The sequence below is a fragment of the Acinetobacter sp. YH12132 genome (assembly GCF_013418645.1).
Classification (GTDB): Bacteria; Pseudomonadota; Gammaproteobacteria; order Pseudomonadales; family Moraxellaceae; genus Acinetobacter; species Acinetobacter indicus.
Map to the genome: position 1 here is coordinate 292,936 of NZ_VPBR01000002.1, position 24,592 is coordinate 317,527.

Below are 24,592 nucleotides of genomic sequence, written 5' to 3' on the forward strand. Positions count from 1 at the left end.
AAATGGCATCGTATATTTTATTGGAACAGGCACGTCACGTTGAGGCTTTGGTTTTAGATGTCGATGGTATTTTAAGTGATGGCTTTGTTACCTTAACCAATAGCGGTGATGAAATTAAAAACTTTGATATTCGTGATGGTCTGGGCATGAAACTGGTGCAGCAGGCCGGGGTGAAAGTCATCATCATTACCGGGCGTACCAGCCATATTGTTGAAAAACGTATGAATGCCTTGGGTGTGGACCTGATTTATCAGGGCCGTGAAGATAAAGGCGTAGCTTTACGTGAAGCCTGTGCCCAGCTGAATCTGGCACCAGAAGACTGTCTGTATATGGGCGATGACTGGCCAGATTTATCTGCCTTTGCCATTGCCGGGATGAAAGTCACGGTGCCGAATGGTCATGTTGAAGTGCGTCGTCGTGCTGATCTGGTGACTCAGGCGCAGGGTGGCCGCGGTGCGGTACGTGAAATCTGCGATATGATCCTAATGTCAAAAGGCGTATACGAACAGTTACTTGAAAAGTATACCGCGATCCCTCATTAATAAGATATTCCTCTGATTGAGTTGAGTTAAAACCCCACTTATGGATACCCGAGTTTTATATATTACTGCGATTGCAATTGCAGCTGTAAGTGGTGGTTATTACTATTACAGCGGTAAAGGCAATAAACTGGATACCGAGGGTTCCAGAAGTATGACCTATACGGCGGAGCAGATTAACCTGACTCAAACCGATGAACAGGGGAATTTATATGTTCGCGCTCAGGTTGACCGTTTAGAGCAGGATATGCAAAAGCAGACCTCTCAATTACAGAACCTGAATGCGTCCATGTATAAAGACGGGAAAGTGGATGCCACTTTTTATGCCAAGCAGGCGCATGGCTATAATGACAATGAAAAAGTGGTGTTATCTGACCAGGTACGTGCCACCAAAATTTTAGCGCAAGGTCAATTAGAACTGCAGACGACAGAATTGACGGGCTATCCGGACAGTCGGGAAATTGAAACCGATAAACAGGTGATGGTGCAGTCTCCACAAGCTGAATTTGTAAGCCAAGGACTGAAAGCCAATTTGAATGATGGTCAATACGAATTTTTTAATATTCGAGGAACATATGAACGTTAATCCGAAGCTTGCAACACCTCGTACTTTCCTGCAGAAAGCCGCGCTTGTAGGTTTGGCAGTATTGTCCTCAGCTACAGCTTGGGCCTTGCCTTCAGACCGGAACCAGCCAATTACCCTGGTGGCCGACCGTGCGACATTTAATGAGCGTACCGGCATTACCACCTATACCGGTAATGTGATTATCGAGCAGGGCACAATGCGCTTGCAGGCCAATTCAATTGTGGCCAATCTGAACAGTAAAAAAGAAATCAGCACCATTACCGCCAACGGCAGTCCGGCACAGTTCCAGCAAAAGACTGACCCGAATAAAGGTCTGGCCAAAGGTCAGGCGCAGAAAATTGTCTACAATGCGGAAACCGGTATTATTACCTTGTCGGGCGGGGCATTTTTACAGCAGGATGGGGCCAGCATTCGCGGCAATACCTTGCGTTATAGTATGAACAAAGGCGATATTGAAGCCATTGGTACGCCAAACAACACCGGATCATCTTCAGGTCGCGTACAGATTGTGATTCCACCATCCAGTTCAAAATCATTCCCGGGAGCACGCGATTAATGGATCAGGTCGTACAGCCACAAACTCTGACAATCAAACACCTGGCCAAAAACTACAGTAAGCGCTGGGTGGTGAAAGATGTTTCTTTCTGTATGCAAAGTGGCCAGATTGTTGGACTGCTTGGCCCAAATGGTGCTGGTAAAACCACCAGCTTCTATATGGTGGTTGGCTTGGTACGTATGGACAAGGGGGAAATTCATCTGGATGAACTGGATTTATCTGACCTGGCCATGCATGAACGTGCGCGCAAAGGCATTGGTTACCTGCCACAAGAGGCGTCAATTTTCAGAAAACTGACCATTGCTGAAAATATCATGTCGATTCTGGAAACCCGTAAAGACTTAAACAAGCAGCAGCGTCAGCAGCGTTTAACCGAACTGCTGGCTGATTTTAAAATTACCCATATTAAAGATTCACTGGGCATGAGTGTCTCCGGTGGTGAGCGACGTCGTGCGGAAATTGCCCGTGCTCTGGCTGCCGATCCGAAATTTATGTTGCTGGATGAACCTTTTGCCGGGGTGGACCCGATTTCTGTCGGGGATATTAAAGATATTATTAGCACCCTTAAAGATCGCGGAATTGGTGTATTAATTACCGATCATAACGTGCGCGAAACATTGGCAATTTGTGAGCGTGCTTATATTGTCAGTGAAGGTGCAGTGATTGCCGAAGGAACCCCACAGGAAATTCTGGAAAATGAAACTGTGAAACAGGTCTACTTGGGCGAAGATTTTAAGGTGTAGTTGGTGAAAAACACATATAATTGTTATTTGTTGTATGTGTTTTATCCTGAAAGCGTTTTATAATTAACAAAAGTATAAAAAACTAGCTTAAAAACATTTACAATTTTAAAAATATTTCAAAATATTAGTTTGAATGACGACAATGATGGGTTGCAAGAGCTTAACAGTTCATAAAAATAAATTATTCAGGCAGACGCTACTGTGGCAGGCTTTATTGCTGAGTGGACTGCTGAGCCAGTCGCTTTATGCTGAAACGACGACTTCAGAACGGCAAACACTTCAACAGAGCGTGGCACGTTTATTTACCCCGCAATCTGACCAGAATTTTACTCGTGTCCGTATTAGTGAACTGAGCCAGTTTCAGCTCGATACACAAAATATTCAGGAAATGCCCCGGGCAGTACCAGCATCATCTGTTTCAGAAACAGCGGCATCAGCCCGATCCTCTGTGCAACAGCCTTTAAGTTTTAATGACACCATTCGGACCGCTGTTCAGCGTCATCCTGAAATTTCCCAGGCCATTTCCACTTTGGCAGCCCAGAATGCCAGTATTGATGTGGCGAAGTCCGGTTATTATCCGCAATTATCTGGTGGTATTTCCACAGCAGACCTGACCAAAGGCGAGCGCGGCCGTCAGCTGCTGAGCCTGAATGCCACGCAAATGCTTTATGATTTTGGCAAGGTCAAAAGCAGTGTCAACTTGGAACAGGCCCGTTTGGCCGCAGAGCAGGCCAATGTGCTGGTCAGTATTGATGATATTGCTTACCAGACTGCCAATGCCATGATTAATATCAAACGCTATCAGGAAATTACCCGTATTGCTGAAGAGCAGATTCAGGGGATTGCCCGCATTGCGGAAATCACCAATTTACGTGCCGAGGCCGGGATTAGTACCCAGGCCGACCCGATTCAGGCCCGTTCCAATCTGGAAGCTGCGGAAGCCAATTTAATTGTGCAGCAAACCCAGCTGCGCCAATTTCAGCAAAAGCTGCGCACCTTGGTCGGGTTTGAGGTTCATCAGCGTAACTGGCAGATTCCAGAGCGGCTGGTGAAAGAGGCGCAATTATATTCAGAGCCGGTTTTTCAGCAGATTCCCGGACTAATCGCTGCTCAGGCTGAAGTTGAAGTGGCCAAATTACGCAAGCAGCAATCACGTTTAAGTGCTTATCCTACTTTAAATGTGAAAGGTTCTATAAGTCAGGCCATCAATGGTCGTAATCCAAATAACAATGAAGATGATGGCCTCTATAATTCGATCATGCTGGAAGCCAATAGCAACTTTTATCAGGGCGGCGCAATTGCGTCACAAACCCGGGCGGCCAGTTATGCAGAAGAAGCGGCCAAGGCACGGGTCAATAGTGTGTATCTAGAGGTGCTGGATGAAACCCGCATGCTGCGTGAAGAAATCCAGAACAAGCAGCGCCAGATGAATATTCTGGTCAAGCGTCAGGCCACCACCATCCAGACCAAAGAGCTGTATCAGGAACAATATAAATTAGGCACGCGCTCAGCTGTCGATTTACTGAATGCCGAACAGGCAATTCATAGTGCCGCCCAGGAAATTGAAAATACGCGTTTTGATATTTATGCCGCCATTGCGCGCTATATCTCCATTACCGGACGGACACGCGATATTTATGATTTAAACCATATATCCATTCAGGGGCTTGAAGTTCAGCCATGAGTACTAAAATAAATTATCAACCGTGGCTTCAAGCAGTGCTGAGCATTGCCAAGCATTACCGGATTGAACCATCCGCAGAACGTATCCGCTTGCAGTTGGACTGGAATCCGAACCAGAATATTGATGATATTTTAAATCTGATTGCCCGTCAGGTGGGCCTAAGTCTGCGCAAAACCGACTTTAGCGCCGAAGTGATCAATCCCTGGCGTTTGCCGGTACTGGTTGAATTCCAGGATGGTCAGGTGGGCGTAATTGACAAGGTCGATGCTGAGGGTAACCTGAGTATTCAGTTCAGTGGTGATCAGGGTTTGTCACAAATGCTGGCCAGCGACACCTTGGCTGAGCATGTGCGGCATGTCTATATCCTGCGTCCGGAAAAATCGGTTCCCGATGCGCGGGTAGATGAATATGTCAAACCCTATGAAGACAACTGGTTCTGGTCAATTGTGCTGCGGGACTGGAAACGTTATATCGATGTAATGTTTGCCTCCCTGATGGCCAATATTCTGGCGCTGGCCACCATCCTGTTTTCGATGAATGTCTATGACCGGGTAATTCCGGCACAATCGGTTCCCACTTTGTGGGTGTTGGCAGGTGGGGTGCTGATTGCGGCCATTTTCGAGTTTAGTTTAAGGGTCGCACGGATTTACCTCTCCGATATTATCGGCAAGCGCGCTGATCTGCGTATTTCAGATCGGGTATATGGACATGCGCTACGGATTAAAAACAGTGAACGCTCTAAATCGACCGGGACCTTTATTTCACAAATTCGTGAACTGGAAGGGGTGCGTGAACTGGTGACGTCGACCACCATTTCTGCAATCGCTGATTTGCCTTTCTTCCTGCTGTTCCTGGGCGTGTTCTGGGTGATTGGCGGGAACCTGTTCTGGGTGATGCTGATTGTGGTACCGCTCATGATTATTCCCGGTATTCTGGCGCAAAAGCCTCTGGCTAAACTGGCTAATGAGGGGATGCGTGAAGGAGCAATCCGCAATGCCATGCTGGTGGAATCGGTACAGGGCATTGAAGACATCAAGTTATTACGCGCCGAAGCCCGCTTCCAGAACCAGTGGAATCATATGAATGAAGTCTCCGCCGATATTGCTATGCGTCAGCGTAAAATTGTTGGGGTGATGACGGCCTGGACCCAGAAAATTCAGGGGCTGACCTTTGCAATTGTGGTGCTGGTCGGCTGTTTTGCCGTGATGGATGGAGAAATGACCACCGGTGCTCTGGTGGCTTGTTCAATTTTATCTTCACGGATGCTGGCACCAATTTCACAGATTGCCGGCGTGCTGGGCCGTTTGCAACAGGCCAAAGTGGCGAAACAGGGACTGGATGAATTAATGAAAAAACCGGTTGATCAGCCGGAACATAGCCACTTAATTCATCGTCCGGTGTTAAATGGTCATTATGAATTAAGCGGGGTCAGCTTTAAATATGGCGAAGATGATCCTAAACCGACCTTGATGGTGCCCAAGCTCGAAATTAAAGCTGGTGAAAAAATTGCCATTCTGGGTCGTAATGGTGCCGGGAAATCTACCTTGTTGCAGCTTTTTTCCGGCATGCAAACCCCGAATCAGGGCAAAATTAAACTCGATGGCGTAGAGTTGGGCCTGATTGATCCTGCTGATGTACGCCGTGATATGGGGCTATTGAATCAGAATGCACATCTGTTTTTTGGCACGGTACGGGAAAACCTGACTTTGGGTGCACCATTGGCCAATGATGACGATATTTTACAGGCACTTCGAATTACCGGTGCGCTGGCCTTTGTGCAGGAAAAGAAAGAAGGGCTGGACCATCTGATTCTGGAAGGTGGTGTGGGGTTCTCTGGCGGCCAGAAACAGGCCTTGCTGCTGGCACGTTTGCTGCTACGTCAGCCGAATATTTTATTGCTGGATGAACCGACGGCTGCAATTGATGATGTCTCCGAGAAACAGCTGATTGATCATTTGAAAATGTGGCTTGGGCACCGGACTTTGGTGGTGGCCACCCATCGCCGTGCAGTGTTAGAGCTGGTGGACCGGATTATTGTGGTCAATGATGGAAAAATTGTGATGGACGGGCCACGAGATCAGATTCTTAATCAGTCTGCATCTCAACCACGTCAGATGGCAGGAGCGAAGTCATGAGTGAACAATTAAGCAAACGTTCAATGCAGGTGACCGAGCTGGAGCCACCTTTACCTAAAGCCAGTCTGTTTATCTGGATTATCTGTATTGGACTGGCAGTTTTGCTACTCTGGGCCTGGCTGTTCAAGCTGGAAGAAGTATCCACCGGCACTGGTAAAGTGGTGCCATCTTCGAAAGAGCAGGTGGTACAGTCTTTAGAAGGCGGGATTCTCACCACCTTGAATGTCCGTGAAGGGGAAATTGTCAATCGGGGTCAGGTGCTGGCCCAGCTGGACCCGACCCGGTTTGCTTCTAATGTGGGTGAATCGGAATCTTTACTGGTATCTTCCTTGGCCACTTCGGCCCGGTTACGCGCTGAAGTAAATGGCACGCCTCTGGTTTTTCCTGAAGAAGTGCTGAAAGAGCCAAAACTGGTACAGCAGGAAACTGCTTTATACAATTCGCGCCGGGCCAACTTAGAAGAATCGCTGGCCGGTTTACGGCAGGCTCTGGTGCTGGTCGAGCAGGAATTGCGTATGACTGAACCCTTGGTGGCCAAAGGTGCGGCCAGTGAGGTGGAAGTGCTGCGTCTGAAACGCGAGGCCAATGACCTGCGTAACCAGATGAATGATATTCGTAACCAGTATTATGTCAAAGCGCGTGAAGAGCTGTCCAAGTCCAGTACCGATGTACAGACCCAGCAACAGGTGGTACGTGGCAAGTCCGACACTTTGAACCGCACAGTATTCAAGTCGCCGGTACGGGGTGTGGTCAAGGAAATTGATGTGATGACCATTGGAGGGGTCGTACCGCAAAATGGCAAGTTAATGACCATTGTGCCTTTAGATGAACAGCTGTTAATTGAAGCGCGGATCTCGCCGCGAGATATTGCATTTATTCGCCCAGACCAGGAAGCACTGGTCAAAATTACCGCCTATGATTATTCGATTTATGGCGGTTTAAAGGGTAAGGTCACGGTGATTTCACCGGATACCATCCGTGATGAAGTCAAGCAGGACCAGTTTTATTATCGGGTCTATATCCGGACTGATACCGATAAACTGACCAATAAATCTGGCCAGCAGTTCAGTATTACCCCCGGAATGGTGGCCACGGTTGATATTAAAACTGGTTCTAAAACCGTACTGGATTATCTGATTAAACCGTTTAACAAGGCCCAGGAAGCATTACGCGAGCGTTAATCGTCAACTCAACATAACCTCCCAGTTTGGGAGGTTTTTTATTGCCAAAATTTGCCTGAAAACACGTTATAATTTCAGAGATTATTGCATTTTAGCTGTGTTATGCCATTTACCATTGCCTCCCTTGTTCGCTTTGAAGAAGATATTAAAAAGAGCCGTTTTGAGGCCATTGCCGTACCGGTAGAAAACGAACAGGCGGTTAAAGATTTTCTGGAAGCCAACAAAGACCTGACCACTACCCATCAATGCTGGGCATGGAAAATTGGCCATCAGGTGCGTTTTAATGATGATGGTGAACCTTCTGGCACTGCCGGCCGACCTATTCTGGCTACCATTGAGGGCAATGAGCTGACCAATGTGCTGGTGCTGGTCAATCGCTGGTATGGCGGGATTAAACTTGGCACCGGTGGCCTAGTGCGTGCCTATGGCGGTTGTGCCGGGCAATGCCTGCTGCTGGCAGAAAAAATTGAACTGATTGAAAAGAAAAAAGTCGAGTTTCAGTGCCAGTTTAATGAATGGGCCATTTTTCAATATGAACTGAATAGCCAGAATATCGAGTTTCAGGAACAGTACGGGGCAGATGGCGTGCAGGTCAATGCCTTATTACAGGTGCATCAGATTGAGCCTTTGGCCTTAAAAATTCAGGACGTTACCCGCGGCCGGGAACAGCTCAAAGTCATGGAGGAGCCAGCAGATGACTGAACATGATCCTTTGCTGAAATATCGGGAACAGCATAAACATCGGCTGAATTATATGCCATGGCTGTACTGGTCGCTGAAACCGAAAAACCGGGTTTGGGCCGAAGCCTGGCAAAAAGACTATCAGGCCTATTTGATGGAGATGGAAACGGTAGAAATTGGCGAGAACTGCTTTATTTCACCGCTGGCGCATATTTTTGCCGAACCGGGACGTAAAATTAGCATCGGGGATAATACTTTTATTGCTGCAGATTGTACCTTGCATGGTCCGCTGCATATTGGCAGTGAAGTGGCGATTAATCATCATAGTATTCTAGATGGTGGTCGGGTCGGCATTAAGATTCACGATCAGGTGCGTATTGCCGCCTATTGCCATTTATATGCCTTTGATCATGGCATGGATTTGGCTCAGCCGATTTACCAGCAGCCGGTGCGTTCGCAGGGCATCGAAATTGAACGCGATGTCTGGCTGGGTGCTCATGTCGGCGTTAAGGATGGTATTAAAATTGGCGCCCATGCGGTTGTCGGCATGCACAGTATGGTCACCAAAGATATTGAAAGCCAGGCCATTGTCGCGGGGAATCCGGCACGTTTGATTCGTTATCGTGATTAATCTCATACATAGCTCTCTATCTTCAAATGTCTGTGTTTTATTTACATTTTGTCATGTCATCCGCTGAGGACTTATGCTAAGTTTTAGATAACAATTAAAACGAAAGCCTGGCAGACAGGCAACAAGAGAGGCGACAATGAAACGAGTAATTGCCTGTATTGATTCTTCACCCTGTATCAATGCACTCGCGGAAGCCGCAGCGTGGATAGCCAAGCAGACCCAGCGGGAATTGGTGCTGTTACAGGTGCTGGACTATTATCCGGCCAGTTATCACTTAGGTGAAATTAGCGGGGTCATTGGTTTTGAAAGCAATGCCATGTTATTGAAGGAACTGGCCGAGCTGGAACAGAAGCAGAGCGACATTGCGCTGGAATATAGCAATAATCTGCTGCGTCATATTTCCGAGATGGTGCAGCAAAAATATAATATCGTGCCGACCCAGATTCAGGAAAAAGGCGATTTTCTTGAACAAAGTTTTAATGTCTTGCAAGAAGATGATATTGCGGTCATCGGCCGGGTTGGGGAGCGTTCCGCCGAACGCAATAAAGCCCTGGGCAGTAACGTCGAAAACTTTATCCGCGGGGCCAATTGTGCCGTTATGACCGTGGGCGAGCAGTTTAAGCCGCCAACCCGTTTTATTTTCGCTTATGAATATTCACCAACCTGCTTAAAAATCATGAAGCGCATCACCCAAAGTGATTTGCTGCGTCTGCTGCAATGTCATTTGCTGTATGTGGGTGATCATCCGGAAATATTAAATGAACCGACCCAGTATTTAAAAGCCGCTGGTTTAGATGTGGTGGTGGAATATCGTTATGGAGATGTGGCGGAGAATATTCTGGATTATCAGCGTGAACATGGTATTCAGCTAATTTTGCTTGGGGCCTTTAGCCACAGCAAAATCCATCAGTTTTTCTTAGGCAGTATTACCACCACCATTTTCCGGAATTCCAATGTGCCGTTACTGGTGGTGAAATAAAGCCCAAATATCTTACACGCATCTGATGAATTACTGTCCAAGGTTATCCGCATTTATTGTGGATAACTATATGGACAGTATATGTAAGTTTATAAAAAATAAAATAAATATTATTTTGTGTGTTTTTTGTTCTGTTTGGGCCTTATTTAACGATGGCCAAGGCAAAGCCATCATGCCCTTTGCTGCCTACCGTTTGTAAGGCAGTTGAGGACAATAAACGTGGATGCTCCTGCATCAGCTTAAACATCTCGCGAATGCCTTCAATGCTGGGCTTGTGATTGTCCGGATTGATGATGTCACCGGCGCGAATTACATTGTCCAGAAAAATTAAGGTGCCGGAGCGTGACAGATTCAGGCTCAGTTCCAGATATTCCGGATAGCTCTGTTTATCCGCATCAATAAAAATAAAGTCAAACGGGGCAGTATCAGCCGGCAGGCTCTTTAAAATATCGGCGGCACGGCCAACACGCAAATCAATAGTCTGTTTCAGCTTGGCCTGATCAATATTTTCCTGCGCCACGGCGGCGTGTGCATCACGACCTTCAATAGTCAGAATATAGCCATCTTCCGGCAAGGCACGCGCCAGCCACATGGTGCTATAGGCAGCAAAGGTACCAAGTTCCAGAATACGTTTACAGCCGTTCATCTGAATTAACATCTGTAACAACATGCCCTGGTTGGGCGCAACAGCAAGGTGATCCGGATAACCCCGATCATCGGTATGTTTTAAGGTTTGGGTCAGAATCGGATCTTCAGGAATTAAATGTGTTTCGATGTAGTGGTCGAGGTCGGTCCACATTTGTTTCATAGTCGGGGGCACCTTTGTTGCAATGCATGCATTTTAAACTTTTCCCCCTAGAGTGCAATTTTTATCGGGAGAGTTGCAGAATTAATAGACATAAAAAGAGGTGCCGCAGCACCTCCGTATTCAGATCCGGATTTATTCGTAATAGCACATTGACGAATAGCGGCTTAAATCCGGTCCCCAGGTACGATAGCCCTGCGTATCAATATGGATTTGCCCTGAAGCATACAGTCCCAAGCCCATATTCAGGCTTTGACCATACTGGGTCCAGAACTGGCACAGTCTGAACTTGGTATTTTCAATAAAGGCATAATCTTGCGGCTGTGGAAATTCCGGCCCAATCCGGAAATCAATAGCGGAATTATATAAATGCCGTGAGGAACTGGCACCACCGGCGCACTGGTTCAGCGGTAAATCGCGATAGACTGAAGTGACTTCAAAATCGGTCAGGACTTTGGAGGCAACCAGATATTTAAAGACTTTTAAGGTTGGAATCTGATTGCGCCATAATTCGCGGTTTGGCACCATGTATTGCGAGCGGCCACATTTTTGCCAGTCACGTGCGGTGCGCAGTAATTCAAAACTTGGAATAATATTGCCGACGCCTTCAGCATTCAGGAATTTTTCATATTCGCGGACCTGGCGCAGGTTATCGGTCACGGCAATCCAGCTGTTATAGGCATAGGGCACCACTTTTGGTGCGACCTTGCGTTCATAGCTGATTTTTTCTTGTGGGATATAAATCCGTTTTCCATCAGGCGAATGAATCGTTTTCCCTTTCTGCGGTGTGGTTGTACATCCGAGCATGATCAGGGGCACGATGCTGAGCGAGAGCACCGCCTTGAGAAATTGCGTCATTATGCAAATCAAACGTTTACTAAAATCCTAAGCATTCTAATCTAAAAGCTTCGGTAAAAATTGAAAATATTGCAATCAAATGTGTGTTTTAGGTATAAAAAAAGATCAGCTTTTGCTGATCTTTTTAAAATTACTTTTCTAAGTATTGTAATTTGTCCGGCTTGCCATTCCATTCTTCACGGTCAGCAGGCTGTTCACCAATTTGCGTGATATTTGGCCATTTTTCTGCCAGTTCAGCATTCAGCTCGATAAATACTTCCTGACCTTCTGGTAGCTCATCTTCCGAGAAAATCGCATTGGCTGGACACTCAGGTTCACACAGTGCGCAGTCAATACATTCATCCGGGTTAATCACCAGGAAGTTTGGACCTTCATAGAAACAATCTACAGGACATACTTCTACACAGTCTTGATATTTACATTTAATACAGTTTTCAGTGACAACAAATGTCATGGCGACAGCTACCTAAAAATATGGTTCTAATAACTAAGCTGTATTTTAGGCAAAAATGATGTGAACTAACAATTGCTTTTACTGATATTTGATATAGACAGTGCTACTAAATTTGATAAAAGTGCTATAAAACCATCAAAAAAACTTATAAATGAAAAAGACTCTCAAATGAGAGCCTTTCCATATATGAAATTCAAGTCTTGAATCAGGCGTTTAGCTGCTCTTTCAGGGCATACAATTGCTCTAGAGCCTGACGTGGGGTGAGATTATCGACATCCAGTTGGCGTAAGGCTTCGAGGGCCGGTGATGGTTTTTCAACTTCGACAATCCGTTCAATCACTTCAGTTTCTACCACCGGTTCACTGAATAAATCATGCTGGACCGATTTTTGTACCGACTGATGTGACTGCTTTTCCAGAATCTTCAGGCGATTTTGTGCTTCTTTAATCACATTGGCAGGAATACCGGCCAGTTTGGCCACCTGCAAACCATGACTCTGGCTGGCCGGACCCTGCTGGACTTTATGCAGTAAAATCAGGTTGCCATTGAGTTCTTTGGCCGTAACATGATAATTATCAATACCTGATTCTTTGCCCAGCTCGGTCAGCTCGAAATAATGCGTAGCGAACAGGCATAAGCATTTGATCCGTTTGGTTAAATCCAGCACACAGGCCCAGGCCAGGGACAGGCCATCATAGGTACTGGTGCCACGGCCGACTTCATCCATCAGCACCAGTGACTGATTGGTGGCATGATGCAGAATCTGCGAGGTTTCGGTCATTTCCACCATAAAGGTTGATTTACCGGTAGACAGGTCATCGGCCGAACCAATCCGGGTGAAAATCCGGTCAATCGGACCTAGCACCGCAGCTTGAGCCGGCACATAACTGCCACAATAGCCAAGCAGGGCAATTAGTGCGGTCTGGCGCATAAAGGTCGATTTACCACCCATATTCGGCCCGGTAATAATTGCCATACGATGGTTAAAATCCAGTGTGGTGTCATTTGGGGTAAATGCGGTTTTGCTCAAGGCTTCCACCACTGGATGACGGCCGGCGACAATCTTGACTCCAATTTCCGGTGAAAATTCCGGACGGGTCCAGTTTTTCAGGCGGGCCTGATGGGCAAAGTTGGCCAGCACATCAATCTGGGCAATGGCGCTGCTCATCATCTGCAAATTGCCAATGTCCTGACGCAGCTCATCCAGCAGCATTTCAAACAGCATTTTTTCCCGTGCCAGCGCGCGTGATTCACTCGACAATACCTTATCTTCAAAACTTTTCAGTTCTGGGGTGATATAACGCTCGGCATTTTTTAAGGTCTGACGACGGATATAATGCTCCGGTGCCTGTTCGGCCTGCGCACGGGACAGTTCAATATAGTAGCCACTAACGCGGTTATAGCCAATTTTAAGCGTGTTGATGCCAGTACGTTCACGCTCCTGAATTTCCAGATCAATCAGGAACTGACCGGCATGATCACGGATTTGACGTAACTCATCCAGCTCGCTGTCAAAGCCTTCGGCAATAACATTACCATCACGCAGCAACACCGGTGGCTGTTCCACAATGGCCGCCATTAAACGCTGGTAAAGGCCCTGAAAATCGCCCAGTTCTTCATTCAGCTGTTGTAAATATTTGGATTGGCCGGCACTGACAATCGGCTGCACGGCATGACGTAAATACGGAATCTGGGCACAGGCCTGACGCAGCTGCACCAGATCACGTGGGCGCGCACTGCCTAAAGCGACCCGGCTCAGCACACGTTCAATATCACTAATTTCTTTCAGTACCAGACGAATTGGTGCATCGTGATAACCGGTTAAAATCGCTTCGGTCGCATCCAGCCTTGCATCCAGCAGTGCGGTATCACGTAGCGGTTGCATTAAGGTGCGGCTAAGTAGACGACCACCCATCGCGGTCTGGCAGTCATTAATCAGCTGAAACAGTGAGGTGCCGTGTTCAAATAAAGGTTCAATCAGTTCCAGATTACGCCGGGTCACCGGGTCTAGCGCAATAAAATCGCTACTTTGTTCCAGCTGAATCGAGCGGATATGCGGCAACGCCGTTCTTTGGGTTTCTTTGGCATAGTGAATCAAGGCGGCGGCGGCGGCTTTGGCCAAAGGCAAATGATCAATCCCAAAGCCAGATAGGGTAGCTACGCCTAGCTGGTCACACAGGGTTTTCTGGGCATTATTCAGGTTAAAATCGACATTTGGACGTTTGGTAACCGGGCAATCCAGCTGTTTTTTAACAGACTCGATGATATTCGGATCGACAATATCTTCATCGACCACAATTTCGCTTGGCATGAGACGCGACAGTTCAATCGCCAGCTGTTCCGGTTGATACTCCTGCTGCTGGACCTTGAAAATACCGGCACTTAAATCTAGCAGTGCAATCCCGATCTGGTTCTGCTGTAAACAGAGCGCGACCAGATTGGAAGATTGATAGCTGTTGAGCAGGGCATCGTCGGTGAGTGTGCCGGGGGTAATAATCCGTACTACGCCACGTTCCACCGGGCCTTTGCCAGTTACCTCGCCAATTTGCTCGCAGATCACCACGGTTTCGCCTTTTTTGACTAGTCGCGCCAGATAACCTTCGGCAGAATGATAGGGCACGCCGGCCATCGGAATTGGCTGGCCATTGGCCTTACCGCGATGGGTCAGGGTAATGCCTAACAGTTTGGCCGCCTTGTGCGCATCATCAAAAAATAATTCGTAGAAATCACCCATTCGATAAAACATTAAAGAATGTGGATGTTGTATCTTCACTTTTAAATATTGTTGCATCATCGGGGTATGCGAAGATAAGTCAGCCACAATTTCTTGCATGTTCATGTACATTCAGTTCCTTCAATTAACGCATGGGTGTTGGAATGGCTTTCACCGCGTGGATGTCATTTGGGCCAGCTGGAGCAGATAAAACATCGTGTTTAAATCCTGCACGTCGATGCTGTTGACGACCCAACAAGCGCTTCATCTTAACAAATTTAGCTAGGCGGAAAAAACCGATTCTGGAAAATCTGTGCTGAAACTGAGCAGCTTATGGCGGAGAAAATTAAGCGAGCAATACAGCTGATGAAGATTGCAGCAGAGAAGACCAGGAAATATGGAAAGCAGCGTTGCAGCAATGCGCTCGAAGCAGCAGGAGAGGCACTCTATACTGGGGTAAAGAACAACATGAAGATGAGCCCATGATGCCCAAATTCTATTATCAGGCTTTGCCGGTACAGGTGTATTTTGGTGCGGGGGAAGCCAAGCGCACGCAGGATATTCTCAAGCAGGCCGGTTATCACAAGATTCTGCTGATTGCCACGCCCGGCCAGCAGAAGGCCGCTGAGCAGCTGGCCCGGCAACTCGGTGATTTGACCGTTACGGCTTATGCACATGCGGTAATGCACGTGCCGGTAGAAGTCGCACGACAGGCGATTCAGGCCGCCCAAGAATTGCAGGTGGATTGCTGTCTGGCTTTGGGTGGCGGTTCGGCTATTGGTTTAGCCAAAGCCATTGCTCTGAACACCCATCTGCCGATTGTAGCAATTCCGACCACCTATGCGGGCAGTGAAATGACCCCAGTATATGGTATTACGGAAAATCAGCTGAAAACCACCGGCAAAGCTGCACAGGTGTTACCGAAAATCGTGATTTATGATCCAGCGCTTAACCTGAATCTGCCGGCAGAGATTTCTGCCTGTTCGGGCATGAATGCCATGGCGCATGCGGTGGAGGCTTTGTATGCAGAAAATAAAAACCCGGTGATTAGCCTGATGGCGCTGGAGGCGATTCGCTGTCTAGCCACCGCTTTACCGGAACTGGTACAGCATCCGAAAGATATCCAGCTGCGTGAACAGGTCAGCTATGGCGCGTGGCTGGCTGGGATTTGTCTGGGTTCGGTGGGTATGGCGATTCACCATAAAATCTGTCATAGCCTGGGGGGTACCTTTAACCTGCCTCATGCACAAACCCACGCGATTATACTGGCCTATTCGGTGCATTATAACCGCCATGCCGATGTACAGGCGATGGATCAACTGGCCGCTGCACTGGGTGTTGACAGTCGGGAGGAGCTGGGCCGTTTTATCTATCAATTAAACCAGCGCCTGCAAATTCCTTTGGCCTTAAAAGACTTAGGGTTACCGGAACATGCCCCGGCGGACATTGCCCGGATGATTTGTGATTCGCCGTATTATAATCCGCGTGAATATGACGATGACGAATTAAAGCAGCTGTTGCTGCAGGCTTATGCCGGTTTGCCTCCTGCCACACTTTAATATGTGGCAATATGTAGCCATCTTCCAGAGATAAAAAACCGAAGCGGTTGAAGGCTTCGGTTTTTTATTGGCAGGTTAAGGTTTATATAAACCCAGCTCCTGCAAATGTAAGCGTAAAATCCGGCGCAGTTCTAATACCGCCTCCGGGGTTTCCTGAATCGAGTGGCCGCCGGTAATAATTTTTTCAGACTGGGCCTGTTTCAGATGTGCACTTTCATAGGCCACAATATCATCGGTGATGAGGGCAGGGTCGTTACTCTGACTGGTATTGCCCATAATGCTATGATATTTCAGTCCTTTACGTGGTTGAATATCCTGAGTTAAGGCAATAAATTTGGATTGATGGCTTAAATCGCTCGGGCCATTTTGAATTAGACCCTTATCCAGTTCATTGACCAGATCTTTCAGGCTCGGATCTTCATTTAACAGCGAATCGGTGGCCGCATTTAAAAATGCCCCCGGTAAACGGATAATTTTACGCGCCACTTTGGTAAACCAGCGGTCGGCATATTCGGTACCGCGGTGCGGAGCGGCCAAGAAAATCGCCCGGTTAAAATTAGGAATATCCTGCATAATCAGGCGCTGCTGAATCACGGGAATACGGCGATATTTGGCCAGTTGCCGGTCACTCATCATCGACAGGGCTTCTTTGGATACATCGGCATCACTGACCAGGAGTCGGGCAATAATCCCGCCCATACTGTGGCCGACCAGCACCGCATCTTTTTTTGCTGCGGCTTTAGGGTTGACCTGCTGGAAGGCTTGGGTCAGCAGGGCATGAATCTGGAAACGGCTTTCAATAATTGGCATATTGGTCGAATAAAACACCTGCCAGACCTGATAATGCTCGCGTAACACTGGATCACCCATAATATCGTTGGTTAAGCGAATCCAGGCTTCCGGACTACTGGCCAGACCATGCACCAAAACCAGCACTTTTTTATTCGGATTATATGGTTCCAGAAAATATAAATGCGGCATGGTCAGCTTGTCATCACGGTCAATCAGTGACAGATAAGCCGATTTCAGCAGATTATTTTCCGCCAGCCACAGTCCATAAGGCGCAGAAAAATTAGCCGCCAGCGGATAGTTTTTATTGGCAATGCGGGCCTGTTCATATTTGTAGGGATCATAGGCGCGCAGACGAAAATCCTTGTTCAGGATATCCTCTACATTGCCAAACTGCTGCGGTTCTGCCACCAGGGTCGCTGCCAGATAACGCGCCTGATGGATATTCGGATTCTGATTGTTTGGATAACGATGGCTTAAAGGATCAATAATATAACGGGTTTTCTCTGGCTGATCTGCGCGCTGCTCCGGCAGAATGACCAGAAATTCCGAGCCAAAACCATCACGACGGGTAATGGAACGCAAGCCTGAAAAGTTCAGGTCATAGGTGGCTCTTAACTGCTCGATTTTTTGCTGTTTTAAGGTTGGAAAATAATTGAAATCAATATGATAGGTGCTTTCACCGACCTGAATCTGGCTGGCCACTACATCTGGTTGATAGCGCAGGGTATAGCTGGACACCAGTTTGGCAATGGCCTGATTATAAAAGTCGCGGATTTGTACCTGACGGTTGTCAAAAATCCGGTCTTGTGGCGCCCGTTCGGTCTTGAACATATAGGCATAGCTATAACGGATACTTTTATCCAGCATAAACAGCTGCTGGTCGAGGCATTTTTGATAGTTCTGCTGCTGTAATTGCTGTTTTTCTTCGGACTGGTGTTTGCTTAAAATTCCGATTTTACAATTGGAAGAATCGGCCAGTTGCATGGCTTTGGCCAGATAAACTTCGCTGGCAGTGGACAGCAGCTGTTCATCCAGAATTTCCGGAATCTGCTTCAGTTCATCAATACACTGTTTCGGGTTTTCGGTACAGATTTGCGCTTCACGGCCAGTCATGGACAAGACATTGAGGCTGGCCTCGCTCAAGCGGTCACGAGATAAAATACTTTCCCGTTCGTTGGCAATGCTGACATTTAATGCTTGCTGTTTAACACTGACCGTTTGGCAGCCAACGAGAATGGAACTGCTGAGCGCGGTGGCCAGCATCATCTTATACGTCATAGTGGTCATGTGAATTCGCATCGTATTTTATAAGTTTTTTTTAATCATACTGAATTTCTTGGTTTTTTCAATTGACAAAAAAATAGGCCATCTAACATGACCTATTTTTTCTTGCACCGGGCTTAAGCCTTCGGTGTCATGATTTGCCAGACATTCCAGCGGCCCTGTTTTTCAATTTCAGTAATTAAACGGTCTGCCACAGCTGCTTCTTGCGGATACTTGATCTTGTAGTTTTTCAAGGTCTGTACCGCATTTTTCTTTTGCTCTAAAGCAATATAGTTGTTGGCAGCAGCCAGATAGGCTTCCTGTACGCCGGCTTTCATGGCTTTATCTAAATAAGAAATTGCTTCACGATGACCACCACCTTCAGACAGGGCAAAACCAAACCAGAAATTGGCTTCGGCATCTTCCTTGTTAATTTTCAAGATGCGCTGCGCATAAGCCAGAGAACGGGTGGTATAAATTGAACCTAAGTCCAGGTTACGTGCCATTACGCTGGCTTTAAAGGCACGAATCAGCACATCAAAAGAGGCATTTTCCTGTACCGCCAGGCTGTCCAGTTGTTGGGTGACTTCTTTGAGTTTAGCTTCAAAACCGCGGCGTTCCTGACGGTCAGTAAAACGTGGTGGATAGTGACGTGCTTTACCTTCGACCATCTGTAAAAAGTCATCAATTTCGGTGATGTCAATTTCATTTTCACCGGCCAGCACCGCAAACTTCAAGCTGCGCTGGTTGTTGTTGATGGTCGGAATAATCAGACGGTTGGTGTCTAAAGTAATTTTTTTCGATGGATTATCCGGGGCAGTTACTTCCATTTTAGTCACTGGCTGGGCCGCAGCCTGTTGCAGGTTCAGTTCAAATGGAGGAGGTGCATCATAATTAAACGGATTTAAAGCATAAAATGGAGGGGTCAGATCAGGCTCGGTAAACACAATTGGTGCATTGGCTGGGTTTTGTTGTTTTGGTGCAGTGGAACAGGCTGAAACTAAAGTGGTCGCAATCAGAGCAAATGCCAAAGGCTTAAGCGTCATAATATTCATCCGTTAATTTATTTTAAAATGGCTGAGCATGTTCGTCAGTCTAAAAAATCTGTGACGAACATGCAAGAGAAGGCAAGAAGTTTGCTGTTACCGTGTTGTTAAGCTTTGGACTGGCTGCTTTGTGCTTCACATTCACGGCGCACATCTTCAATAATTTTTAATTCTTCAGCACTAAACGGCTGTTCGTTTTGCTGCTGCTTTTTAAAGCTTGGGTCGAGTAAAGACAGACGCTGACATAAGGTATTCATGCGTTTTTCATTGTGCTGAATACGGTCGAGCAAGACCCGCATACCGTCTAGAATCGGATCAGACTGATCCTGGGTAGCCGCATACGGCTGGAAACCGATGCTTTCGGCATAGTCACGGCGGCGTGCTTCGGCTTCATCTTTTGGCTGATCTTTGGTAATAAAACGTGCCGGATTGCCGACCGCAGTGGTATTGGCCGGTACCGCTTTGGTTACCACTGCATTGGAACCGACTTTGGCATTTTTACCCACGGTAAATGGCCCGAGAATTTTCGCGCCAGCACCGACAATCACGCCATCTTCTAAAGTCGGGTGACGTTTGCCTTTGTTCCAGGTGGTCCCCCCAAGGGTCACGCCATGATACAGGGTCACATCATCGCCAATTTCGGCTGTTTCACCAATCACCACACCCATACCGTGGTCAATAAAGAAACGGCGACCAATTTTCGCGCCCGGATGAATTTCAATACCGGTGGCAAAGCGGCTAAATGAAGACAGCAGGCGCGCCGAACCCTTGCAGTCTTTGTTCCAGAGTTCATGTGCAACCCGATGCATGATCAGGGCATGAATGCCGGGATAGGTAGTTAAGACTTCCAAGGTATTGCGTGCAGCAGGATCGCGCGCAAAGACAGCTTGTATATCTTCTTTGAGCTGTTTAAGCATTATCTTGATCCTCGTCCTGTGTCGATGTTGTTGATGATTTTTTCCATGAACCGTTATTCAATGCCTGTACGCGACTAAAAATGCCACGTAATAAGTGATATTCCATACGATCTAATTGTATACGTCCAAAAAGCCGACGCAAGCGCAAAGGTAATAATCTTGGATTTTTCGGATCCATAAATTCAATCTCGGCCAGCATTTTTTCAATATGCGGATAGAACTGTTCCATCTGGGCATGGGTCACTAAAGGTTCATCCCATTCCATTTCGATACCATCAAGAACTTGCATGGTGGCTTTAGGGTCTGGCTGCTGTTCTACCCGGGCCATGGCTGCCATCCGCATTTCATAACAGATAATCTGAATGGCCTGGGCCACGTTTAACACGCCGTAATCGCTATTCACCGGAATGGTGACATGGTAATTGGCTAGGGCCAGTTCTTCATTGGTCAGACCACGATCTTCACGGCCAAAAATCACCGCAATTTCCTGATGCGATACCGTGACGGCCTGCATGGCTTTTTCCGCAGCCGGGCGGACATCCAGCAGCGGCCAGGGAATGGTGCGGCTGCGCGCACTGGTACCAAACACCAGATGACAGTCCTGAATGGCCTGTTCCAGGGTGTCGACAATTTCAATCTGTTCAATCAGATCGGTGGCACCGGCCGCCAGTGCGTCAATATCCGGATGCGGATAGGTCTTCGGTGCGACCAGCACCAGTTTGGACAGGCCCATGGTTTTCATGGCGCGTAAGGCGCTGCCGATATTGGCGGGCAGAGTGGTATTGACCATGACAATACGCACATGGGAGAGATGTGCTGACAAGGCAGCATTGTCGACTTGACTCATACAAGGTCCAGAATAAAGAAAATTTTAAATTAAGAATATTGACCCATTTCGGCCTGATATAAATCGAGCGCATCATCCATGCTCATGTCCGCTGGAGGTGCCGGAACGTGGGCAGGCTTGGGCTCATGCGCAACCGCTTGGGCGGCTTTAGATTTCACCTGATATTCGATATGCAGAGCATCTTTACCAAAATAATCACGTAGCTTGATCAGCAGTTCATCCATTGGCGCGACTTTCCATTGCACGCCTAAATGCAGTTCAGCAGTGGCATAACCATAATCTACATACAGAATCACAGGAATATGCGTGCTCATATCAATATTGGTATACGGCATCAAAATCTGCTGTACATCACGACTCAGCGTTTTACTGTCATGTTCGGCAGATAGCGTAATCTTGATACTGTTAGCCCGTTTCTGACGGATTTCATTCAGGCTAAAGGCTTTGGTCAGACGCCCCATTGGACGGTCAAAACCTTCGCGCTCATAAATTTCGCCTTCAATCACCACCACTTTTTCAACCTGGATGATGTCTTTAAAGCGCTGGAAACGCTCGTGATTGGCCGATACTTCAATTCGTGCGGTACCATCATCTAAGGTCACCACCACCCGGTTCGGGAAGTTGGCCACATCCAGCACCAGTCCGGCAAAGACTGTGGTGACCCCACGGCGGGTTGGACTCAGTTCATTAATGCGAGCCGGAATAAAGGATTTCAGCTCAGCCCGGTACACATCAATCGGGTGGCCGGTCAGGTACAGACCTAAGGTATCTTTTTCACCTTTTAAGCGGACTTCATCGGACCACGGTTTGACCGGTTTTGCCGGTTTGCGCTGTACTTCTTCGACTTCACCAAACAGGTCCATAATCCCGGTTTCACGGTTAGAACGGGCCTGTTCTGCGGCTTGCACCGCTTCTGGTAACTGCGCCATCAGGCTGGAACGTTCAATGCCTAAGCAGTCTAGCGCACCGGCACGAATCAGGGCCTCTAAGGTCCGTTTATTAATTTTTTTCAGGTCAATCCGGTGACAGAAATCAAACAGGTCTTTATATGGTCCTTGCTGGATACGCGAATCAATCACCGATTGCATGGCCTGTTCACCCACGCCTTTAATTGCGCCTAAACCATACACAATGGTTTTGTCATCGGTGGCATGGAAATGATACAGCGACATATTCACCGACGGTGGTAATACTTCCAGACCATTGTGACGGCAGTCATCAATCAGGAACACCACGTTATCGGTGTTCTGCATTTCCGAGGACATGACGGCAGCCAGGAACTCGGCCGGGTAATGGGCTTTGAGCCAGGCGGTCTGGTAGGCCACTAACGCATAGGCAGCGGCGTGTGATTTGTTAAAACCATAGCCGGCGAATTTTTCCATATAGTCGAAAATATGGTTGGCGGTGGCTTCATCAATATCTTTTTGGGCCGCACCTTCAATAAAGATTTTACGCTGCTTGACCATTTCTTCGGGTTTTTTCTTACCCATGGCACGGCGCAGCAAGTCCGCACCACCAAGCGTATAGCCGGCACAGTACTGTGCGGCCTGCATCACCTGTTCCTGATACACCATAATGCCGTAAGTCGGTTCCAGTACACCTTCGAGCAGCGGATGCAGGTATTCAAATTCACCGCCATGCATACGGTGAATAAAGTCCGGAATCAGGTCCATTGGACCCGGACGATACAAAGATACGAAGGCAATAATTTCTTCAAACTTGCTTGGGCGTGCTTCTTTCAGCATCTTTTTCATGCCCACGGATTCAAACTGGAATACCGCAGTAGTATTAGCATTGGCAAAGACCAAATAGGCATCTTTGTCATCCAGCGGAATATGGGCAATATCCAGCGGGACCTCGGGTTTAACCCGTTTATTGATATTCTGCACCGCATCTTCAATTACGGTCAGGTTACGCAGCCCCAGGAAGTCGAACTTGACCAGACCAGCGGCTTCAACGTCATCTTTATCGTACTGGGCCACCCGGCCGGTGCCATCGGCATCACACAGCACCGCAGAGAAGTCGGTAATTTTGGTCGGTGCAATGACCACACCACCGGCGTGTTTACCAGTATTTCGGGTAATGCCTTCCAGCTTTAACGCCATTTCCCAGATTTCAGAAGCATCGTCATAGTCGGGGTTGCCCGGATTGGTGACAATATCTTTTAACTGCGGTTCAGCCGCCAGCGACTCTTCCAGACTCAGACCCAAAGGTTTGGTCGGAATCATTTTGGAAATACGGTCGGCCAGACCATAAGATTTACCCAAAACTCGGGCCACGTCACGAATCGCACCTTTAGCCGCCATGGTACCGAAGGTGGCAATCTGTGATACCGCATCACGGCCATAGGTACGGGCCACGTAGTCAATCACGCGGTCACGGCCGGCAATACAGAAGTCGACGTCAAAGTCGGGCATCGAGACACGTTCCGGGTTCAGGAAACGTTCGAACAGCAGTTCATAGCGCAGCGGATCCAGATCGGTAATTTTTAAACTGTACGCCACCAGCGAGCCGGCACCCGAACCACGACCCGGGCCGACCGGCACGCCGTTGTTCTTCGACCATTGAATGAAGTCCATTACGATCAGGAAGTAACCCGGGAATCCCATCGAGTTAATAATATTAATTTCGTATTCAATCCGCTCATCATAGGGTTTACGGATTTCAGGCCAGTCTTCATCGCGCTGCGCTACCGGATAAAGATGGTTCAGACGTTCTTCTAGACCTTCCTTGGATAAATGCGCAAAGAAGGTTTCAATGGTATGACCTTCCGGAATCGGGTAATCCGGCAGGAAGTATTTGCCCAGTTGCAGCGTCACATTACAGCGCTTGGCAATGTGATAGGTGTTTTCAATGGCAGACGGAATGTCGGCAAACAGCTCGGTCATTTCTGCAGCGGTTTTAAAATACTGCTCCGGGCTGTAGTTTTTTGGTCGGCGGCTATCGCCCAAAACATAACCATCGGCAATACAGACGCGCGCTTCATGCGCTTCAAAATCTTCACGGCTGATGAAGTGCACATCATTATGTGCCACCACGCCAATATTATATTTTTTCGCTAGCTGTACCGCTTCATAAATGAAGTCTTCTTCATTCGGGCGATTGGTGCGGGTCAGGGCCAGATAAACCCGGTTTCCAAACTTGGCAATCCATTCTTCAAGTAAAGGTTCGGCTTTTTGCGGGTTCGAGGTACAGAGCATTTTACCGACATCGGAGTGAATGCCGAGCAGGGCGATTAAATCGTCATGCTGCTCCAAGACCCAGTCTTTCTGTACGCAGGGAATATCCAGCTGCTGGCCTTCAATAAAACCGCGCGACACGATTTCGGTCAGATTACGCCAGCCATGATTGTTCATGGCCAGTAAGGTCATGCGATGTTCGGCATCATTCAGGCGGATTTCTGAGCCCATGATTGGCTTGATGCCTTTGCCCAGACATTTGCCATAGAATTTGACGGCGGCATGCAGGTTAGACAGGTCGGTGATGGCCAGGGCAGGCATTTCTTCGCTGGCTGCGGCTTTGACTAAATCAGGTATACGTACGATAGATTCTGTAATCGAAAATTCAGTATGAATACCAAGATGAACAAAGTGCATAAATCAGTCCCTGCAAAAACCACTGCA

The 24,592-nt window shown here is 47.6% G+C and carries 21 protein-coding genes; 12 read left to right on the forward strand and 9 right to left on the reverse strand.

The features are described from left to right. The first annotated feature begins 2 nt into the window (after window positions 1–2). The 10 genes from FTU67_RS03540 (at window position 3) to FTU67_RS03585 (ending at window position 9,715) form a co-directional block, all read left to right on the forward strand. Window positions 3–542 (forward strand): HAD family hydrolase, encoded by a 540-nt coding sequence (locus tag FTU67_RS03540; RefSeq protein WP_005178818.1) that lies wholly within the window; start codon window positions 3–5, stop codon window positions 540–542. A 40-nt stretch (window positions 543–582) separates the two neighbouring features. Next, window positions 583–1,125 (forward strand): LPS export ABC transporter periplasmic protein LptC, encoded by a 543-nt coding sequence (gene lptC / locus FTU67_RS03545; RefSeq protein ID WP_016659120.1) that lies wholly within the window; start codon window positions 583–585, stop codon window positions 1,123–1,125. After that, window positions 1,115–1,681: a lipopolysaccharide transport periplasmic protein LptA gene (lptA, locus tag FTU67_RS03550; RefSeq protein ID WP_045794900.1), complete on the forward strand. Its 567-nt coding sequence runs from the start codon at window positions 1,115–1,117 to the stop codon at window positions 1,679–1,681. The genes lptC and lptA overlap by 11 nt, the downstream gene beginning before the upstream one ends. Continuing rightward, window positions 1,681–2,424 (forward strand): LPS export ABC transporter ATP-binding protein, encoded by a 744-nt coding sequence (gene lptB / locus FTU67_RS03555; RefSeq protein WP_005178814.1) that lies wholly within the window; start codon window positions 1,681–1,683, stop codon window positions 2,422–2,424. The genes lptA and lptB overlap by 1 nt, the downstream gene beginning before the upstream one ends. Window positions 2,425–2,566: 142 nt before the next feature. Continuing rightward, the gene (locus FTU67_RS03560) at window positions 2,567–4,108 is read left to right on the forward strand and encodes a TolC family outer membrane protein (RefSeq protein WP_168406176.1); all 1,542 of its coding nucleotides are present in this window, start codon (window positions 2,567–2,569) and stop codon (window positions 4,106–4,108) included. After that, window positions 4,105–6,243 (forward strand): type I secretion system permease/ATPase, encoded by a 2,139-nt coding sequence (locus FTU67_RS03565; RefSeq protein WP_163145711.1) that lies wholly within the window; start codon window positions 4,105–4,107, stop codon window positions 6,241–6,243. The genes FTU67_RS03560 and FTU67_RS03565 overlap by 4 nt, the downstream gene beginning before the upstream one ends. Then, window positions 6,240–7,424: an HlyD family efflux transporter periplasmic adaptor subunit gene (locus FTU67_RS03570; RefSeq protein ID WP_005178811.1), complete on the forward strand. Its 1,185-nt coding sequence runs from the start codon at window positions 6,240–6,242 to the stop codon at window positions 7,422–7,424. Before FTU67_RS03565 ends, FTU67_RS03570 begins: the two co-directional genes overlap by 4 nt. Before the next feature lie 102 nt (window positions 7,425–7,526). Continuing rightward, window positions 7,527–8,126, forward strand: a complete 600-nt coding sequence (locus FTU67_RS03575; RefSeq protein WP_005178810.1) for a YigZ family protein — start codon at window positions 7,527–7,529, stop codon at window positions 8,124–8,126. Beyond that, complete coding sequence (locus FTU67_RS03580) at window positions 8,119–8,736, forward strand: DapH/DapD/GlmU-related protein (RefSeq protein WP_163170229.1); 618 nt, start codon at window positions 8,119–8,121, stop codon at window positions 8,734–8,736. The genes FTU67_RS03575 and FTU67_RS03580 overlap by 8 nt, the downstream gene beginning before the upstream one ends. Before the next feature lie 136 nt (window positions 8,737–8,872). Then, the gene (locus FTU67_RS03585) at window positions 8,873–9,715 is read left to right on the forward strand and encodes a universal stress protein (RefSeq protein WP_005178808.1); all 843 of its coding nucleotides are present in this window, start codon (window positions 8,873–8,875) and stop codon (window positions 9,713–9,715) included. A gap of 142 nt (window positions 9,716–9,857) precedes the next feature. On the opposite strand, the gene FTU67_RS03590 is transcribed toward FTU67_RS03585, so the two are convergent. From FTU67_RS03590 to mutS, 4 genes are all read right to left on the reverse strand, one after another. Then, a complete protein-coding gene (locus FTU67_RS03590; protein ID WP_005178807.1) occupies window positions 9,858–10,523 on the reverse strand; it encodes an O-methyltransferase in 666 nt (221 codons plus the stop codon). A gap of 132 nt (window positions 10,524–10,655) precedes the next feature. Beyond that, window positions 10,656–11,378, reverse strand: a complete 723-nt coding sequence (locus tag FTU67_RS03595; protein WP_005178806.1) for a D-Ala-D-Ala carboxypeptidase family metallohydrolase — start codon at window positions 11,376–11,378, stop codon at window positions 10,656–10,658. Window positions 11,379–11,508: 130 nt separating this feature from the next. Continuing rightward, entirely contained in the window at window positions 11,509–11,832 is a 324-nt protein-coding gene (fdxA, locus tag FTU67_RS03600; RefSeq protein ID WP_005178805.1) for a ferredoxin FdxA, read from the reverse strand. 205 nt (window positions 11,833–12,037) lie between these two features. Further along, window positions 12,038–14,671 carry a DNA mismatch repair protein MutS gene (gene mutS / locus FTU67_RS03605; protein ID WP_160243024.1) on the reverse strand — a complete coding sequence of 878 codons (2,634 nt, stop codon included), beginning with the start codon at window positions 14,669–14,671 and terminating at the stop codon, window positions 12,038–12,040. A gap of 207 nt (window positions 14,672–14,878) precedes the next feature. On the opposite strand from mutS, the gene FTU67_RS03610 reads away from it, so the two are divergent. Both FTU67_RS03610 and FTU67_RS03615 read left to right on the forward strand, forming a co-directional pair. Then, complete coding sequence (locus FTU67_RS03610) at window positions 14,879–15,031, forward strand: hypothetical protein (protein WP_155756624.1); 153 nt, start codon at window positions 14,879–14,881, stop codon at window positions 15,029–15,031. Continuing rightward, complete coding sequence (locus FTU67_RS03615; protein ID WP_180061414.1) at window positions 15,031–16,104, forward strand: maleylacetate reductase; 1,074 nt, start codon at window positions 15,031–15,033, stop codon at window positions 16,102–16,104. The genes FTU67_RS03610 and FTU67_RS03615 overlap by 1 nt, the downstream gene beginning before the upstream one ends. A gap of 75 nt (window positions 16,105–16,179) precedes the next feature. Here the strand turns inward: FTU67_RS03615 and FTU67_RS03620 are convergent, their stop codons facing one another. The 5 genes from FTU67_RS03620 to dnaE all read right to left on the reverse strand — a co-directional run bounded on the left by FTU67_RS03620 (window position 16,180) and on the right by dnaE (window position 24,565). Beyond that, entirely contained in the window at window positions 16,180–18,183 is a 2,004-nt protein-coding gene (locus FTU67_RS03620; protein ID WP_206896936.1) for a triacylglycerol lipase, read from the reverse strand. Between the two features lie 113 nt (window positions 18,184–18,296). Further along, a complete protein-coding gene (locus FTU67_RS03625) occupies window positions 18,297–19,205 on the reverse strand; it encodes an ABUW_2363 family tetratricopeptide repeat lipoprotein (protein ID WP_005178801.1) in 909 nt (302 codons plus the stop codon). A 107-nt stretch (window positions 19,206–19,312) separates the two neighbouring features. Next, complete coding sequence (gene cysE, locus FTU67_RS03630; RefSeq protein WP_005178800.1) at window positions 19,313–20,122, reverse strand: serine O-acetyltransferase; 810 nt, start codon at window positions 20,120–20,122, stop codon at window positions 19,313–19,315. Next, complete coding sequence (locus FTU67_RS03635) at window positions 20,115–20,969, reverse strand: RNA methyltransferase (protein ID WP_180061415.1); 855 nt, start codon at window positions 20,967–20,969, stop codon at window positions 20,115–20,117. Before FTU67_RS03635 ends, cysE begins: the two co-directional genes overlap by 8 nt. Window positions 20,970–20,998: 29 nt before the next feature. Further along, complete coding sequence (gene dnaE / locus FTU67_RS03640) at window positions 20,999–24,565, reverse strand: DNA polymerase III subunit alpha (protein ID WP_180061416.1); 3,567 nt, start codon at window positions 24,563–24,565, stop codon at window positions 20,999–21,001. Between the last annotated feature and the right edge of the window lie 27 nt (window positions 24,566–24,592).

What these genes read in the sequence shown, in the direction of transcription:
- FTU67_RS03610 (WP_155756624.1), top strand. Translation starts at nt 14,879, where the DNA reads ATGGCGGAGAAAATTAAGCGAGCAATACAGCTGATGAAGATTGCAGCA.
- dnaE (WP_180061416.1), bottom strand. Translation starts at nt 24,565, where the DNA reads ATGCACTTTGTTCATCTTGGTATTCATACTGAATTTTCGATTACAGAA.
- cysE (WP_005178800.1), bottom strand. Translation starts at nt 20,122, where the DNA reads ATGCTTAAACAGCTCAAAGAAGATATACAAGCTGTCTTTGCGCGCGAT.
- FTU67_RS03595 (WP_005178806.1), bottom strand. Translation starts at nt 11,378, where the DNA reads ATGACGCAATTTCTCAAGGCGGTGCTCTCGCTCAGCATCGTGCCCCTG.
- lptC (WP_016659120.1), top strand. Translation starts at nt 583, where the DNA reads ATGGATACCCGAGTTTTATATATTACTGCGATTGCAATTGCAGCTGTA.
- fdxA (WP_005178805.1), bottom strand. Translation starts at nt 11,832, where the DNA reads ATGACATTTGTTGTCACTGAAAACTGTATTAAATGTAAATATCAAGAC.
- mutS (WP_160243024.1), bottom strand. Translation starts at nt 14,671, where the DNA reads ATGAACATGCAAGAAATTGTGGCTGACTTATCTTCGCATACCCCGATG.
- FTU67_RS03540 (WP_005178818.1), top strand. Translation starts at nt 3, where the DNA reads ATGGCATCGTATATTTTATTGGAACAGGCACGTCACGTTGAGGCTTTG.
- FTU67_RS03585 (WP_005178808.1), top strand. Translation starts at nt 8,873, where the DNA reads ATGAAACGAGTAATTGCCTGTATTGATTCTTCACCCTGTATCAATGCA.
- FTU67_RS03635 (WP_180061415.1), bottom strand. Translation starts at nt 20,969, where the DNA reads ATGAGTCAAGTCGACAATGCTGCCTTGTCAGCACATCTCTCCCATGTG.
- FTU67_RS03565 (WP_163145711.1), top strand. Translation starts at nt 4,105, where the DNA reads ATGAGTACTAAAATAAATTATCAACCGTGGCTTCAAGCAGTGCTGAGC.
- FTU67_RS03615 (WP_180061414.1), top strand. Translation starts at nt 15,031, where the DNA reads ATGCCCAAATTCTATTATCAGGCTTTGCCGGTACAGGTGTATTTTGGT.
- lptA (WP_045794900.1), top strand. Translation starts at nt 1,115, where the DNA reads ATGAACGTTAATCCGAAGCTTGCAACACCTCGTACTTTCCTGCAGAAA.
- FTU67_RS03560 (WP_168406176.1), top strand. Translation starts at nt 2,567, where the DNA reads ATGATGGGTTGCAAGAGCTTAACAGTTCATAAAAATAAATTATTCAGG.
- FTU67_RS03590 (WP_005178807.1), bottom strand. Translation starts at nt 10,523, where the DNA reads ATGAAACAAATGTGGACCGACCTCGACCACTACATCGAAACACATTTA.
- FTU67_RS03620 (WP_206896936.1), bottom strand. Translation starts at nt 18,183, where the DNA reads ATGACCACTATGACGTATAAGATGATGCTGGCCACCGCGCTCAGCAGT.
- FTU67_RS03575 (WP_005178810.1), top strand. Translation starts at nt 7,527, where the DNA reads ATGCCATTTACCATTGCCTCCCTTGTTCGCTTTGAAGAAGATATTAAA.
- FTU67_RS03625 (WP_005178801.1), bottom strand. Translation starts at nt 19,205, where the DNA reads ATGACGCTTAAGCCTTTGGCATTTGCTCTGATTGCGACCACTTTAGTT.
- FTU67_RS03580 (WP_163170229.1), top strand. Translation starts at nt 8,119, where the DNA reads ATGACTGAACATGATCCTTTGCTGAAATATCGGGAACAGCATAAACAT.
- FTU67_RS03570 (WP_005178811.1), top strand. Translation starts at nt 6,240, where the DNA reads ATGAGTGAACAATTAAGCAAACGTTCAATGCAGGTGACCGAGCTGGAG.
- lptB (WP_005178814.1), top strand. Translation starts at nt 1,681, where the DNA reads ATGGATCAGGTCGTACAGCCACAAACTCTGACAATCAAACACCTGGCC.